Origin of the sequence: Paenibacillus sp. FSL M8-0228, assembly GCF_038007385.1 — a bacterium.
GTDB classification, from domain to species: domain Bacteria; phylum Bacillota; class Bacilli; order Paenibacillales; family Paenibacillaceae; genus Paenibacillus; species Paenibacillus polymyxa_D.
On record NZ_JBBOXA010000001.1, the window covers coordinates 3437013 to 3452649 of the forward strand.

Annotated in this window: 17 protein-coding genes and 1 riboswitch; of the genes, 1 reads left to right on the forward strand and 16 read right to left on the reverse strand. The window is 46.6% G+C overall.

Features of this window, described 5'->3' with window-relative positions; translation table 11 throughout:
• Nucleotide 1: 1 nt before the first annotated feature.
• From MKY98_RS15250 to MKY98_RS15270, 5 genes are all read right to left on the reverse strand, one after another.
• Complete coding sequence (locus MKY98_RS15250) at nt 2–718, reverse strand: response regulator transcription factor (RefSeq protein WP_029517311.1); 717 nt, start codon at nt 716–718, stop codon at nt 2–4.
• 109 nt (nt 719–827) lie between these two features.
• Nucleotides 828–1586 carry a pseudouridine synthase gene (locus MKY98_RS15255; RefSeq protein ID WP_023989197.1) on the reverse strand — a complete coding sequence of 253 codons (759 nt, stop codon included), beginning with the start codon at nt 1584–1586 and terminating at the stop codon, nt 828–830.
• Between the two features lie 78 nt (nt 1587–1664).
• The gene (locus tag MKY98_RS15260; RefSeq protein ID WP_013310760.1) at nt 1665–2195 is read right to left on the reverse strand and encodes a spore maturation protein; all 531 of its coding nucleotides are present in this window, start codon (nt 2193–2195) and stop codon (nt 1665–1667) included.
• A 7-nt stretch (nt 2196–2202) separates the two neighbouring features.
• A complete protein-coding gene (locus MKY98_RS15265; RefSeq protein WP_069012707.1) occupies nt 2203–2946 on the reverse strand; it encodes a nucleoside recognition domain-containing protein in 744 nt (247 codons plus the stop codon).
• 57 nt (nt 2947–3003) lie between these two features.
• Nucleotides 3004–4266: a D-alanyl-D-alanine carboxypeptidase family protein gene (locus MKY98_RS15270; protein WP_069012708.1), complete on the reverse strand. Its 1263-nt coding sequence runs from the start codon at nt 4264–4266 to the stop codon at nt 3004–3006.
• 209 nt (nt 4267–4475) lie between these two features.
• Between MKY98_RS15270 and MKY98_RS15275 the strand changes: the two genes are divergently transcribed.
• A complete protein-coding gene (locus tag MKY98_RS15275; protein WP_029517308.1) occupies nt 4476–5198 on the forward strand; it encodes a hypothetical protein in 723 nt (240 codons plus the stop codon).
• 91 nt (nt 5199–5289) lie between these two features.
• Here MKY98_RS15275 and ytfJ read toward each other — a convergent pair whose 3' ends face one another.
• The 11 genes from ytfJ to MKY98_RS15330 all read right to left on the reverse strand — a co-directional run bounded on the left by ytfJ (nt 5290) and on the right by MKY98_RS15330 (nt 15482).
• Nucleotides 5290–5781, reverse strand: a complete 492-nt coding sequence (ytfJ, locus tag MKY98_RS15280) for a GerW family sporulation protein (RefSeq protein WP_029517307.1) — start codon at nt 5779–5781, stop codon at nt 5290–5292.
• 132 nt (nt 5782–5913) lie between these two features.
• Nucleotides 5914–6624 carry a DUF2953 domain-containing protein gene (locus tag MKY98_RS15285; protein ID WP_069012709.1) on the reverse strand — a complete coding sequence of 237 codons (711 nt, stop codon included), beginning with the start codon at nt 6622–6624 and terminating at the stop codon, nt 5914–5916.
• A gap of 168 nt (nt 6625–6792) precedes the next feature.
• Nucleotides 6793–7404: an SMC-Scp complex subunit ScpB gene (gene scpB, locus MKY98_RS15290; protein WP_029517305.1), complete on the reverse strand. Its 612-nt coding sequence runs from the start codon at nt 7402–7404 to the stop codon at nt 6793–6795.
• Nucleotides 7373–8167, reverse strand: a complete 795-nt coding sequence (locus tag MKY98_RS15295; RefSeq protein ID WP_029517304.1) for a segregation and condensation protein A — start codon at nt 8165–8167, stop codon at nt 7373–7375. The genes scpB and MKY98_RS15295 overlap by 32 nt, the downstream gene beginning before the upstream one ends.
• A gap of 174 nt (nt 8168–8341) precedes the next feature.
• A complete protein-coding gene (gene ribH / locus MKY98_RS15300; RefSeq protein WP_023989205.1) occupies nt 8342–8806 on the reverse strand; it encodes a 6,7-dimethyl-8-ribityllumazine synthase in 465 nt (154 codons plus the stop codon).
• A gap of 29 nt (nt 8807–8835) precedes the next feature.
• Nucleotides 8836–9519, reverse strand: a complete 684-nt coding sequence (gene ribB / locus MKY98_RS15305) for a 3,4-dihydroxy-2-butanone-4-phosphate synthase (RefSeq protein ID WP_029517303.1) — start codon at nt 9517–9519, stop codon at nt 8836–8838.
• A 59-nt stretch (nt 9520–9578) separates the two neighbouring features.
• The gene (ribE, locus tag MKY98_RS15310; protein ID WP_069012710.1) at nt 9579–10244 is read right to left on the reverse strand and encodes a riboflavin synthase; all 666 of its coding nucleotides are present in this window, start codon (nt 10242–10244) and stop codon (nt 9579–9581) included.
• Between the two features lie 320 nt (nt 10245–10564).
• Nucleotides 10565–10738, reverse strand: a riboswitch (FMN riboswitch).
• 71 nt (nt 10739–10809) lie between these two features.
• Nucleotides 10810–11274, reverse strand: coding sequence for an IDEAL domain-containing protein (locus MKY98_RS15315; protein WP_029517301.1), 465 nt, complete (start codon nt 11272–11274; stop codon nt 10810–10812).
• A 219-nt stretch (nt 11275–11493) separates the two neighbouring features.
• Entirely contained in the window at nt 11494–13782 is a 2289-nt protein-coding gene (locus MKY98_RS15320) for a thiamine pyrophosphate-dependent enzyme (protein WP_069012711.1), read from the reverse strand.
• Nucleotides 13782–14795 (reverse strand): 2-oxoacid:acceptor oxidoreductase family protein, encoded by a 1014-nt coding sequence (locus MKY98_RS15325; protein WP_069012712.1) that lies wholly within the window; start codon nt 14793–14795, stop codon nt 13782–13784. The genes MKY98_RS15320 and MKY98_RS15325 overlap by 1 nt, the downstream gene beginning before the upstream one ends.
• 252 nt (nt 14796–15047) lie before the next feature.
• The gene (locus MKY98_RS15330) at nt 15048–15482 is read right to left on the reverse strand and encodes a peptidylprolyl isomerase (RefSeq protein WP_013310775.1); all 435 of its coding nucleotides are present in this window, start codon (nt 15480–15482) and stop codon (nt 15048–15050) included.
• Between the last annotated feature and the right edge of the window lie 155 nt (nt 15483–15637).

The following is a 15637-nucleotide window of genomic DNA, read 5'->3' on the forward strand; positions in this document are numbered from 1 at the left end:
GTTATTTTGGAACCTCCAGCTTATAACCTACGCCCCACACGGTCGTAATCATAGCGGCTGCCTCTGGCGATACCTTATTCAGCTTTTCACGAAGCCGTTTCACATGCGTATCCACAGTGCGCAGGTCACCAAAAAATTCGTAATTCCAAACGTCTTTCAGCAGTTCTTCGCGTGAGAAGACTTTATCTGGTGACACCGCCAAATAATGCAACAGCTCGTACTCTTTAGGCGTGAGACTGATTTCAATCCCACCCGCAGTTACCCGGTGCGCATCATGCTCGATGATAAGATTCGGAAAAACAATACTATTGCTTGGTACCGCTTCTTTCGTTAAAAAGGCAGTTTCCGACGAACGGCGTAAAATCGCCTTTACCCGGTAAATGACTTCTCGCGGGCTAAAGGGCTTAACCACATAATCATCAGCTCCGACTTCAAAGCCTTGTACACGGTTCACTTCCTCGCCTTTGGCAGTCAGCATAATCACAGGTGTAGCTTTGGTCTGACGCAGCCGTGTACACACCTCAATCCCATCCATCCCTGGAAGCATCACATCGAGCAAAATAATGCTGTAATCGCTTGCAGTCGCTTTTTGGAGGGCAATCTCGCCATCCTCAGCTTCGTCAATTGCATATCCTTCTTTTTCCAGATACATCCGCAGAAGGCGTCGAATGCGTTCTTCATCATCTACAATTAATATGCGGTTGCTTTGTTCTGACATATTCCCAGCCCCTTCGCTAAAAAAAGCATTCTCTCTATTTTACTATTTTCCCGTGCTTGGTCAAACTTTACTCTCATCCAACAGTCTCTTTACACCAAAAAGGCCGGGGTTATGACCCCCGTCCTGTCCGTTTCTTTTTCGTGTTGTCTGATTTGGCAAGTTGAATGAGACGGTTGATTTCGTCCTTGGTTAGGGGTCTGGTCAGACCGCGCTTCAAGTTTTGTAGCAAAAGATCTCCGAAGGCTATCCGCTTGAGTCTGATGACTGGGTGTGAAATGGCCTCAAACATCCGTCTTACTTGGCGATTTCTGCCTTCATAAATGGTAATCTGGATCACAGACTCCTTACCATTCGGATCTACATCTTTATATTCTACCTCGGCTGGTGCAGTAATGCCATCTTCCAGCACGATTCCCTTTTTCAGCTTGTCCAGCTCAGTACCATGTGGAACGCCTTTGACTGTTGCCACATATGTCTTGGGCACATGATGCTTGGGATGGGTCAGCAGATTGGCGAACTCGCCATCATTGGTGAGCAACAGCAGTCCTTCGGTGTCGTAATCGAGACGTCCCACCGGATATACGCGTTCCTTAACGCCTTTCAGATAGTCTGACACGATTTTACGGCCTTCCGGATCGGAAGCGCTCGTAATGACCCCTTTAGGTTTGTTCATCATCAAATAGATTTTTTTCTCGGTTTTGATCGGGCGTCCCTTTACCGTAATCATATCTTGATCAGGGTCTGCCTTCGTTCCCAGTTCAGTTACGACAACCCCGTTCACTTCCACGCTACCCGCCTGAATAAGCTCCTCACATTTACGTCTGGAAGCTACACCAGCTTGGGCCAATATTTTCTGCAATCTTTCCATGTTCGCTAATTCACCTCATGCTAATGATACCCATCCATGAGCAAAATCACAACCCCCGTTCAAAAAACGATGCAGAAATTAAAATACAAGCAGGCAAATCGCAATGGCTGCCACAAAACCAACCACATCTGAAAATAGTCCTACCTTCAAAGCATACCGTCCATTGCGGATACCTACCGCACCAAAATATACAGTTAGCACATATAGCGTCGTGTCTGTGCTGCCCTGAATCGTTGAAGCGATCCGACCGATCATGGAATCCGGGCCATAGGTGCGAATTAGATCCGTCGTAAACGCAAGTGAACCAGTGCCCGTCAATGGACGAAGCAAGCCTAAAGGCAATACCTCGCCCGGTACACCCCAGTGTTTAATCCAAGGGGTAACCCAAGAGATCAAATAGTCCAAGGCGCCGGATGCTCGAAAAATGCTAATCGCCACCATCATGCCTACGAGATGAGGAATAATGCTGATGGCGGTAGAAAATCCGTCTTTGGCTCCATCCACAAAAGAATCGTAGACAGGGACCTTTTTAGCATATGCATATAAAGGAATAAAAGCGAGAATAACCGGAATGGCCCAAGTCGATACGAGGTTTATAAAATTAAGCATGCCTCCCTCATCCTTTCCAAGTGGTGTCCCTGCCCTTGGCAGCCGTGATTCCCGTTCGCGGAACGGCAGGTGAAGATACGGGCAACGTAGTTGAAGAGGCAGCAGATGTTGGTGCTGGTGGGGCGAGTGGCGCCAAGGATGACTGGGACGGCGGAATCGCCGGAGGACGGCGGCGCAATTCTCGACTACGGTACCAACGATCCGCCGCAATTGCAGCAAAGGTGGCTATTGCGGTCGCTACCAGTGTCGTACCGACGATTTCTGCCGGATGTGCGGAATGAAAATTTAGCCGTATCGCGATCAACGTCGTAGGAATAAGCGTAATACTGGCTGTATTCAGGGCGAGTAGCGTACACATGGCTGGTGTGGCGGTTTGCTTATCTGGATTGAGCGTCTGCAGCTCTTGCATCGCCTTGATTCCCATCGGTGTGGCTGCATTCCCCAGACCCAGCAGATTGGCGCTCATATTGGACAGAATGTAACCCATAGCGGGATGATTACGCGGAACATCAGGGAAGAGAAAGGCAACTAAAGGAGAAAGAAGCTTGGATATTTTCTGTAAGAGCCCGCCATCTTCAGCCAGCCGCATCATGCCCATCCAGAACACCAGCACACTTATCAGTCCAAAGCACACTGTAACCCCCGTAGTTGCCCCGTCAAAAGCCGCTTTCGTCACCACCTCAATATTTCCCTGCGCGGCAGCAAATACAAATCCAATACAAATCAAAGCCACCCATATGAGATGAATCATGGCTGATTCCTCCTTTTCCCAATGATGTGACACGTACAGCTCTATTTCCTGGTTGCCCTATGCTCCAAACAAATTTTTAAGGATTTCGTTCCATCTGCTCGTCCAACCTCGTTGCTGAGTATTGTTCGCAGGTTCTTGTGCAGTTGGAGTCTCCTTCTGTGGCTGTACGGTATTTTGAGCAGGCAGCTTACTACCTTTTGCATACACAGGAACAGAACCGATAAGTTTACCTTCCAAAAGGAATTCAACCCGTCCTCGTAAGCCAAAAGATACGTCCGCTCTATCGGCAGAAGCGGAATTTTTATACAACACCAGTCTTTTGTGCAACTGGGTTTTCTCGCCATCATGTAAAGGATAGGCAAAGCTTGTACCTGTTAATAGTGGGTAACCATCGATAGGTTGCTGCTTGTCCGTAATCGGAATGAGCGGATAATATCGGAATCCGTAATCAAGCATACGGGCATGATCGTTCCAATCGTCCCCGTCATTCAAGGTAACAGCAGCGAGCTGACGACCGTCCCGTGTAGCCGAACTGACCAGACAGCGAAACGCTTTTTTGGTAAAGCCTGTTTTCACCCCATCAGCTCCGTCATACAGCCGCAGCATTTTGTTTTTATTGTGCCATGAGTAATCCCAAGAATCGTTGGGATTCGGTGCTTTTTTTAATTCTGTTTTTACGATACGGGCAAAAGTTGGATTATGCAGCGCATAAGCAGTAAGCCGGGCCATATCATTGGCTGAGGAATAATGTCCCTCGGCATCCAGCCCGTGCGGATTAGCAAAATGTGTATGGCTTAGCCCAAGCTGAACCGCCTTGTCGTTCATCAAATGAACAAATCCCTCTTCTGTCCCCCCCACATGCTCAGCAATGGCAGAAGCGGCATCATTACCAGAACGGAGCATTAAGCCGTACAGCATATTTTCCAATGACATTTGTTCACCCATTTGCAGAAAAAGCGAGGACCCTTCTTTGGCATACGCGGTTGGGCTCACCTTTACCCGGTCCTGCAAGCGTCCATGTTCAATAGCCACGATCGCTGTCATAATTTTGGTCAGGCTGGCAATACGTAGCTCCCGGTCACCTTCGGTAGAATAAATGATTCTTCCTGATGTAACATCAATTAAAGAAGCAGCCTGTGCATGGGTTCCTAATGCGGGCGGCGCTACTTCTGTTTTTATCGCTCCCCGAGCGGGCTGCGGACTTAGCAACGTAAGCGGCAATGACAAAATAAGCAGAAATACCAGCGGCAAAACAAATGCGCGTGCCTTATTCAAGAAATGGCTGTGGTCCGCGTGAATGTGTTGCTTTTTTTTAAACATTTGGATTCCTCCGGTTTTAAACAAGTCTTGTACCATTCTATGTCCAAGCTGTTCAAAGTATGTCCACCTTTATAACAGAAAATTCCTTTACAGGACTAGCCATTAGCTGCTCCTTTTTCGCTTTCTTTCTACACAAACCAAGCAACATGCCCTCCTGAGCACATATATATTAGTTACTAAACGTTAAATATGGATCGAGGGGTTATAACATGCAGCGACTACAGTTTGAAATGATTTTAAGATCGCGGATTGTAGAGTCCGCAGAAGCATTGCATCGAAGCGGTGTATCCTTTGCCACTTTTGCTACCGCACGTTGCAACCCGCAATTTTGGAATTTAACGGAAAAAGGTGGCTTTCAGATCAAAGCAGGTGTCACACCAGCCCAAGGCATCAGAGATATCTTTTTAAACGGTCATCAATACGCTTTTGAATGTGCAACAGCTATGGTTATTGTGCTGTACAATGGAGTGCTGGATTCCATTCTGGAAAGTGAGTTTAATCGGATTTTTGCAGATATGCTGCTGTATGACTGGCACTATGACAGCGACCTCAGGCTCATACAGCAGGAAGGAAGTCATAAAGCGGCTCCTGGCGATATTCTGTATTTCAACAATCCGGATGTGTCGTCTGAAACATTAGAATGGAAAGGAGAAAATGTCGTTAAGCTGAAGGAAGACTTGTTTTATGGACATGGGATTGGCATCTTGCCGGCGAAAGGTATTATCGATTCCCTGAATCAACATCGTCGGCCTGATGCCACGGTATCCGCTTATTTGACGAATGAAGTGATCTATCCGGACTTCATCTACCTATCGCAGTTTGCTACCGAAGGAAATCGAAAAAATGAAATCTCGCTGCATACTTTATATCAACAGGAATACAGTCACCATATACATGCTTTCATTGGGGGAAGGCAGTATATTCGGGGATAGGCCCAAGTACAAGCAGAAAAGAAGGTATTCCTTAGCCTATACTCGGCTTTGGGATACCTTCCTGAGAGAATGCTTTTAATTTCAATAACTTTTACAAGTAAGCCGGGCCAGAATTACTGTGATCCGTAGCAACATCTACAGGTACCTGTGGGGGGGGAGTCTGCAAGTCGCCGCCTGAATTCCGGAAGATAGACTGAACCTTATCAATCAGGTATGGCGTGGAGTCAATGAGCTTCTCAATCAGATGCGTTTGATTGTCCAATGGAACGATTTGTGCCCCCTGTTTGCCAACAACCAGAAAAGCAATGGGATGAATAGATACACCACCACCGCTACCGCCTCCAAAAGGATGCCCTTCCTTCCCGCTATGATTACCCGACGCCGAGGAAGTATGAAGTGCCTCTTCGTCTACGTTAAAATCACTTCCCCCGGCAGCGAAACCAAATCCCACCTTACTGATTGGCAAAATAACAGAACCATCGGGTGTTTCCACTGCGTCTCCTACAATCGTATTCACGTCTACCATGGCTTTGATGTTTTCCATTGCGGTTTGCATGAGCCCTTGAATCGGGTGATCTGACATGATTTATTCCTCCTCTGCTTATCTCAAGCGTAGACTGCCTTTTCTTTCGCTATTGTGCGCAGGGGTTCAAGGAAATATGTATGTCATTCGATAGTTCAGAAAGGATTGAGTCTCACCTCTCTCCACTGTTTATCATTCATTGTTAGCTTGATGATCCGCATTTTTTTTGAAAAAAACCCGTTTCCATGCCTCCGGTCCACCCGGAACGCGCCATATGCGGTAAGATAAGATGAGCATGGAGAACATTAAATAGCCGAGCGATACGTTTGCTTCACAGTTCAAAGTGGTGGTAAAACGAAAGCGATCCACCCAATAGGGCACAACATACAGCTTAGGGGTACAATCCATGCGTACAAAGCTTGAAGCATAACCGATCAAGGTTGTTTTTAATCCCCACAAAATACCAGTTGAGGTAGCTGTATATGCCGCGTCAGCAAGACTAATGTTGGTAGACCATTCCATTTTGGACATCGTCACATGTGCCAATGTATGTCGCAACCATTTATTAAAGGATTTCGTTCCCTTGAGCAAAACCCGTATATCATGTATAAATTGCTTGATTTTTACTGTATCAATATTACCGCTATCCACGGAAGCATCCGTTTTATGTATGTTTTTGTTGCGATCTAGCCGATAGAGAAGCCCCTTTTTCAACCCTGTTATGAGAATGGCCGGCACATCGTAATTCATTTTTATCATCCCGTATAGAAATCTGATCTCTAGATGCGCCCGATCATCATTGTCATGTTTGGCAATATTCAGCTTCAAACGAATACGAGAGAGCAGAACTGCCAGTACAAGTAATATAACGACGATGATGGCGATACTGATCCATTTCCACACTGGCGTGTCCTCCCTACCTTTTTGCTATAGAATATCATGGCAAAAATAGTATGACCGTTCGCCGGAAAATCATGCATCTTAAAATACCAACAGCCAGCCCCCAACGATATGAGGACTGGCTGTCTGTTTGAACTTTTACATAAGTGAGCCGCAAGATCCGGAGCAACTTTATTGGGATTCAAGATCTAGATCGTTGGCCGCAGGCTGGCTACTCTCCAGACGCTCGAACAATAATTGAGTCTCTTCCTCCAAATTGTCCGAATTCTCGAACAGCTCCGGTTGCGGTAGATCTGCCAGAGAGCCCAGACCGAAATAATCCAAAAATGATTTCGTCGTTCCGTACAATATCGGCCGTCCGATGGCTTCAGCTCGACCTTTCTCTTCAATGAGCTCCTTGTTGACCAGTGTATGTATGGCCCGCTCGGATTTAACCCCCCGAATCTCTTCGATTTCAACTCTTGTAATGGGCTGGCGGTAGGCCACAATGGCCAGCGTCTCCAAAGCAGCTTGAGACAGTGACGCACGTGCCGGAGAGTATGCGAGCTTTTCAAAGTAAGGTGCATGTTCGGATAAAGTTGCAAGCTGATAATGACCGGCAATACGGACAAGTTGCAGGCCTCTTCCCCCCTGCTCCATGTCCTGCTTCATATCTTCCAGGCACTGTTCAACCAGCTCTTGCTGCTGCTCTACAATGTCGGCGATCTGCTTGGTGGACAACCCTTCCTCTCCTGCTAGAAACAGCAGTCCCTCAATAATTGATTTCAGCTTCAGATAATCCATTAACCCGTAAATCCCCTCTCCACTCCATTACAATATCATCGAAAAGCTTCTCCTGATAACAGAAAATTTGCTTCATTTTCATCAGTTCAAGGATAGCCAAAAAGGTCACAACCACTTCATGCCGATACATATCCTCATGCATCAGCTTGGAGAACAGCAGCCGTCCTCCATTCCCCACCATCTCTAAAGCCCCGATAACTTGCCGGATACGGTCCTTGACTGAAATTTCGTCCCGATGAACACGGGTTACCGTCGTACGTCGTTCTGCTTTGCGCAAAGCACGCTGAAAGGCTGCGACCAAATCGCTTGCATGCAGCCCATGCACCGGATTTACGGGTTCAGTGGGCAGGAATGCACTCAGATCTTCTGGCTCTTTGCCATAAATTAGACTCCGCTCCCACTCACGTTCACTTAGATGGCGAGCAATCCCTTTATATTTACGATACTCCACCAGCTTGCGGACCAGTTCCTCACGTGGATCATAATCCTCTTCCTCATAAAAATCCAAATCGTCATATTCCATCACAGGTGGCTTGGGAAGCAACAATTTACTCTTAATGGATAAGAGCGTCGCCGCCATCACCAGAAACTCGCTCGTAATGTCCAGTTCCAGCTCCTGCATACTGTGCAAAAAAGCCATATACTGATCAGTAATATCGCTAATCGGGATATCCTGAATGTCGATTTCGGCTTTATCAATCAGATGCAACAGTAGATCCAGCGGACCCTCGAATGTTTCCAGCTTGTAGTTTACGACTGTCAATGTGCTTCCCCCTGCCTTACTCCAATCATCATTCAACAATACCTTTCCCTATAGCACTTATGCTCTGCGTTATCAATCCCTCTTTCTGTAGTATATACGTCATCGCCTTGCTTAACAATCCAATCCCTTTTTTCCCCTTGCAGTTTATACCGTTCTATTCAGCTATTCCTATCATTAAAATTGCTTGCCGAGATTGGCCATTTCAATCGCAGCCAGTGCTGAATCCCAACCTTTATTACCAGCCTTCGTACCTGCTCGTTCAATAGCCTGTTCAATGTTTTCTGTAGTCACTACCCCAAAAATAACAGGTACTCCCGTTTTTAGGCTGCTCGCTGCCACACCCTTGGCCACTTCATTGCAGACGATATCATAATGTGAAGTAGAACCACGGATGACCGTACCCAGCGTAATTACGGCATCATATTTGCCGCTTGCAGCCATTTTTTGCGCAATTAGTGAAATTTCAAATGCACCCGGAACCCAGGCTACATCAATTTCATCTTCCTGTGCACCATGTCGTTGAAGTGCGTCAATTGCACCGCTTAACAGCTTGCTCGTAATAAACTCATTAAATCTGCCCACCACAATACCATATTTTAAACCGTTCGATACAAGATTACCTTCTAGAAAACGTGCCATATTAATCAACCTCTCTTAATTCAAATTATTTACAATGACAAACGGCGGCGGTAGTCCACCAAATGCTGAATACTGATCAGTTTCAATTGATGTCGCTTGGCGACCACTGCCAGATCAGGCAGGCGGGCCATTGAGCCATCTTCCTTTATAATTTCACAAATGACTCCAGCAGGCTTGAAGCCACTGAGTCGAGCCAGATCAACAGCCGCCTCCGTGTGACCAGCACGCTGCAAGACACCCCCATCGCGAGCAATCAGCGGGAACATGTGACCAGGCTTGCGGAAATCACTTCCTGTGACTGCTTCGTCTGCCAAGGCGCGTACAGTCAAGGAGCGCTCGGCCGCTGAAATCCCCGTTGTTGTCTCCATATGATCTACCGATACCGTAAAGGCAGTACCGTGGAAATCTGTATTTTGCTCTACCATAGGATGCAATTCCAAGGCCTCGGCTCTTTGTCGTGTGATCGGCACACAGACCAACCCGCGACCTTCTGTAATCATGAAATTAATGACCTCAGGCGACGCTTTTTCAGCCAAAGCGATAAAATCGCCTTCATTTTCGCGCTGTTCATCATCCACTACAATAACGACTTTACCGTTTTTCAAGTCCTCCAACGCTTCTTCGATGGAATCCAAACGAATCTCTTCGTCATGTTCCAACTCGCCATGCTCTATGACGTTTGCCATTGCACTTGTTTGGCTACCTCTATCCATAACACTTTCCTCCTCATGTCTTAGCCACGAATGCTCCTAAACAGGCTTACCATTCAATATCAGGCAAAACCGTGTTTCGCCAAATAGTCCAAACTGAGAGGAGCTTCTTCTACTCTCTCCGCCTCCGCTGCACCTCTGTAACTTAAAAGCTGTTCTACATATTTGCCCAAAATATCGCATTCGATATTGACGGTATCCCCCTCACGTTTGCCTTGTAAGGCCGTTTCGGATAAGGTGTGGGGAATAATGGATACGGCAAAGGTCTCTCCCGTACGCTGTGCGACTGTGAGGCTTATACCATCAATTGTGATTGACCCTTTGAGAAGAATATATTTAAATAATGTTTGATTTTTAGGCTCAATTTCGTACACCACTGCATTCTGGTCTGATGTCACCCCGCGAATCGTTCCCGTCCCGTCCACATGTCCTTGCACGATATGTCCTCCGAACCTTCCACTCGCCACCATCGCTCGCTCCAGATTGACTCGGCTGCCGGATCTCAACTCTTTCAGATTAGTGCTACGAAAGGTTTCCGGCATCACATCAACCTTAAAGTCTTTCGTACCGATCTGTATCGCCGTCAGGCAAACGCCATTCACTGAGACACTGTCTCCTATTTTTAAATCGCCCAACACCACGGAACCCGAAATCCCCAGCACCATCGCTTCACCGCTTTTGGAAATGGTTTGAATACGACCCACTTCCTCGACCAATCCGGTAAACATGCCTTCACTCCTTTCCACTACATCTCAGTTTATCCCTAATTCATCAGCTATAAGCGCAAAAAACCCCCAGTTCGGATTCAATCCGTCATGGGGGTGATGAGAGTCACATTTGTAGTATACAAGCGCAGTTCATATGCATCTTAAGACGACATGAAATCATAGGTTTGCCAATAGAAAGCATGACTGAGGATACAGCCAAATACGCTCAGAACACCCATCAAAAGAAAGCTATCGCCCGATGCCATCCTACAACGAAATAAGCCGTACGCACAATTGGGTATGCTAAAAATCGGCACATGTCACGTCATGTGCATGCGCTTCGTATCCTTCTCCCATCCAGACTATACTGTCGGTCCCGGATTTGCACCAGGTCCACCTTCTGCTGATCATTCAGCATCCGGGTCACGGACTAAGCCATGCTGTTTCTCACAAAAACGATCCACAAACATGTCATCACCGCCGGTGGGGAATTTCGCCCCGCCCCGAAGGATCTTGCTCTTATTCAGTTGAATTAACATTAAACTTGTTACGTATATTAGCACCGACTTCTAAAAAAAGCAAGTTATCAAATAGAAGCTCCTGCTTTGGTTTTGACATATTGGCTGGAGAGTTCTTCAAACCAGGTTTTATCGTTCATATGAAGCGCCAAGTCAATCAGATCGGCCAGTTCCTCGACTCCCAGCTCTGTTGCATGATCAAAGGTAATTACGGCTGAAGCAACCGGTCCTCGCCCTTCCTCAGAACATGCTTCATAATCCAGTCGTACATCAACATGTCCGTCAATAAACTCGCATTTTAGAAAATAAATAATTTCGCACATTAAAATGGGGCGTACTTGTGTTTCTAACACGCAATCCATCACCTTGGCAGAATAATGCTGGTTCGTCAGCGTAAATTTGTGTTCTGTCGCTGCCAGCGAGGTCCGTCCAAAATCATCCGTAAACTTGAGTTCCACTGGCTTGATGTTCATAACCTTAGGGATTTGCTTCTTTATAATTTCGATTATTTCAACTGTATTCAGCTTAATCATTACCTGCACCTCATTGCATCTTAAAATTCAGAAGAAAACTTTTTAACGTGCCTCTTATAGGCCTCCACTCCTATATCGGAAATCATTACCTGTTTTTTTATGCTTCAACCCATAAACGACAAAAAAGATTCTTTGCGCAATAAGCGCAAAGAATCTTGATCGAGCCACTACAGTAACAGCGGCTAACAATGTTAATCGATGATTATGCAAAAAACAGGATTATAGCTCTGAAATTTCATGTTTCTTTTTCAGGATAGTCCAGCGACGCTCAATCTCCTGTTCAAAGGTCGCCAGCGTAGCCTCCTCCTTAATAAGATGCTTCGTTTTACCCATTAATTTCAGCCATTCAGCAGCTGGAATTCGTTTTCCTTTGTCCTCCGGATTGTACGTAATCGTCGTACTGCCTTGCTCTATTTCGTACAAAGGAAAGAAACAGGACTCGACTGCGGCGCCCACAATGCTGGTACCCAGTCTGTCTTCGGATTTCCAATTCAGCGGACAGGCGCACAGGATTTTACCATAGGCCGTACCCACGTTGTTTGCATACCATTGAGCCTTGGCTGCTTTACGCAGCATATCCTGCGGATGACTTTCAGCAGCGGTAAAAGCATACGGAATGTTACAAGCAGCCATGATTTGCACGGTATCCTTGTGATGCCCTTGCTTTCCTTTTTGCATTTTACCTACACCCGACGTACTGGTCATGTGACCGAGCGGAGTGGAGTAAGATTGCTGTGAACCTGTATTCATGTACCCCTCGTTATCATATTCCAGCATGATTAGCTTATGATTACGCAGAGCCGCACCAATCGCAGAACCCATACCAATATCCATCCCACCGTCACCACTAATCATGATAAAGGTCGGATCGTCCGACATCTCAATTTCATTACGCCGTTTCATTTCCATGTAAGCTTCTAGCGCTCCTGAAAGGGTAGCGGCCCCGTTTTGAAAAAGATTGTGGATCATCGGTTGTTTGTGTGATGTATATGGATACCCTGTCGTCGTCACATATACGCAGCCTGTCTGGAACAGCACGACAATATCCCCTTCAATACCTTTGAAAAACAGTTCCAGCGCAGACAATGCCCCACATCCTGGACAAGCTCCGTGGCCTGGTGAAAGACGCCGTGGTTTGGTTGTCAACGACCGCAAAGGGGGTACCTTGACCTTGAGCTTCCCGGTCTCCTCGTCCGGCGTAACCTGAATCAGACCCGTACGGTAATCATTACCACGTGGCGGCTGCATAACTTGCGGCATCACCTTGTCCGGTGAACCCGAATTAATTCCGTAGTAATCAAAGGGCTTCTCTACTCGTCCGGCCTCTGCCGCCTCGATTGCAAGCTGGAAGAACGCCTCTGCATCTTCTGCATAAAAATCTTTGCCGCCCAAGCCAAAGATACGGCTCAACACGAGTGTCCGATTCAGCGGGTCCTCCTGCAAGGCCGCTTTAATTTCATGCGTTAAATTACCGCCGTCTGCCCCATACGAGTCTGCACGCTCACCTACCAGCAACGCCTTGACATTGCGTAATGCTTCCCGCAGTTGTGCGGCTGGGAACGGTCGGATGATGTTCGGACGTATCACACCAGCTTTAATTCCGCGCGCGCGGAGTTGATCAGCCACATCCTTGGCCGATTCAGCCGCCGAATTCAACAGAAATACCGCAACCTCAGCGTCCTCCATTTGATACAGATCTAAAATCGGGTAATCCCGACCGGATAAAGCGGCATATTCTGCTGCTACCTGCTCATATACTCCTTCTGACAGCTTCAGTGCTTCGGACAGCTGAACATGATTATTCGTCAAGTCATCGCCGTTCATATGCGCGCCCACAGTAACAGGATGATCAAAATCCGTAATATTCGGATAATTTAAGTTCGGGTTAGGACCTACAAAACCACGCACGGTCTCAGCATCGGCAAAATATTGCACTTTACGTTTTTGATGGGACGTATAAAAACCGTCATATGCGACCATTACAGGCAGCCGAACATCGCTGTGCTCTGCAATTTTTAGTGCCATAATGTTCATATCATACACAGCCTGTGGTGTACTTGCCGTCAAAATGACCCAGCCTGTATTCAAACCATAGTACAGATCCGAATGATCTCCGCGAATATCTAGGGGACCACTGACAGCTCGTGTCACCAGATTCATAACCATAGGAAAACGGGTACCTGACTGAACAGGTAACTGCTCCAGCATGTACAGGAAACCTTGCGAACTAGTGGCGTTCACCACCCTCGCTCCCGCTGCGGCAGCTCCATAACAAATCCCTGCCGATCCGTGTTCTCCGTCTGCTGCAACCAGCTTAATATTATGCTGACCTCTCGTTCTCATCTGATCTAGATACTGCGCTACCTCGGTAGATGGAGTAATCGGGAAATATCCCATCATATGATAATTAATCTGCGCAGCCGCCGTTGCTGCCATTTCATTACCGGATTCGAACGTTGTCACTTGCGCGGCGCCTGTCTGTTTGAGTTCTTCCTCCAGTTTTGCCATTACGCACGCCCTCCTTCATATACCGGAAATTGGTGGGCAACTCGATTCTGTTCAGCCCATCCCCATTGCTCGCGACGCGAGCTTAGTGCCCCCGATGGGCAAATATCTACACATTTCAGACATCCTTTGCAATACTGGTAATCAATCCCTTGCAAAAATGGCATCATTCTTCCGCGTTTGTCTGCTTGCTCTTCCCATACAAAACAGTAATCCGGGCAAATCGAATCACACTTGGCACAATGGGTACATTTATCAACTTCATATTCAGGCACATACCCCTGACGTGAACCACTAACATCTCTCGTTATGCTGTTTCCCTGAGTTGCAATAACGCCCCCCAGTAATTGCGTTTCGTATCCCAGCAATGGCTGCGGACGTTCAAAAACCCGATCCTGCGCGTCATCAGTAACCGGATATACGTGCGGTTCCATTTCATCATAACCACGGTTAAACGTACGCAGATTAGGTTCCACTAACAGTGGATTTTTCTTTTCAAAGGTACTGCGTATAACCGATCTCATCGCTTCCGGGTCCAGGAAGTCACAGACACGGAACAAGGCACCGAGCATGGACGTATTTAGTTTGGTTCGCTCTTCCAGTGCGATGCCCATCGCATCCACCACCGCTAATGTTCCGGATACCAGTCCCAAATCAGCCCGTATTTCTTCTGCCGGACGCGTGGAATTAACCACTACAATCCCATCCGCTGGCAGTCCGCTGATTACATTTACCGTTTTGTATAACGTTTCATGGAAAATGCCTACCACATGCGGTTGCTCAATCGGACTGTGATCCCGAATATCGACTTCTGGCTCACAGAAACGGACGAAACTTTTAACCGGAGTTCCCTTTTTTTCCGAACCGTAGGACGAAAAATTTGAAGCATTCAGCCCCAAACCAAGCACCCCGGTTTCGGCCAACATTTTGCCAGCCAGATTAGCGCCGAGTCCACCAATGGATTCCAGCCGGATTTCAAAAAATCCGAGTCGATTTGTGCTCGTTAAAATAGACAATGTGATAAGCCCCCTTCTTTTCCAATCCTTAACGAGTTTGAATACTCATATAAAAAAAATTGGAAATTGCATTCTTATGAAAAGGCTATCACAACACTTACTTTTCGAATGTGATCTTACGCACTGTAATGCCTACGTGATTGCGAAAATCAATAAACCGTCAAACAAAAGACAACAAAAGCCGCCCTGTCCAAAGACAGAACGGCTTAGGTGCAACGCTATTAAAAAAAGATCATGTAATTAACGGTAAAATTACACGTCAAATACTTTAACCTCTTTCATTTTGTCGCCTTGCTTTACAGCATCAATGAATTCCATACCTTTGGTTACTTTACCAAATACAGTATGTACTCCATCTAAATGTGGTTGTGGAGCGTAGCAGATAAAGAATTGGCTGCCACCTGTGTTGCGACCTGCATGAGCCATGGACAGAACGCCTTTGGCATGCTTTGTTGTATTCGTAGCTGTTTCACAGTCAATCGTGTAACCAGGACCGCCTGTACCGTTACCGATCGGACAACCACCTTGAGCAACAAAGCCAGGAATGACACGGTGGAAGCTCAAACCGTTGTAGTAACCGCTGTTTGCCAGCTTTTCAAAGTTAGCAACGGTGTTTGGAGCTTCTTCTGGGAAAAAGTCAATTTCGACGATACCGCCGTTTTCAAGATCTATTCTACCTTTTTTCATTGTTTGTATCTCCTTTTCAACCTGTTTTGAGAACTAAATAACATCAAGTTCCAGTTTACTATGAATTGCCGCGCTTAGCAAAGTCTTGTCCAAAAAAAAGGGCCATTGACCCCGGTATATGATTACCGACTCAATGGCCTGCTTGATCTTACAAT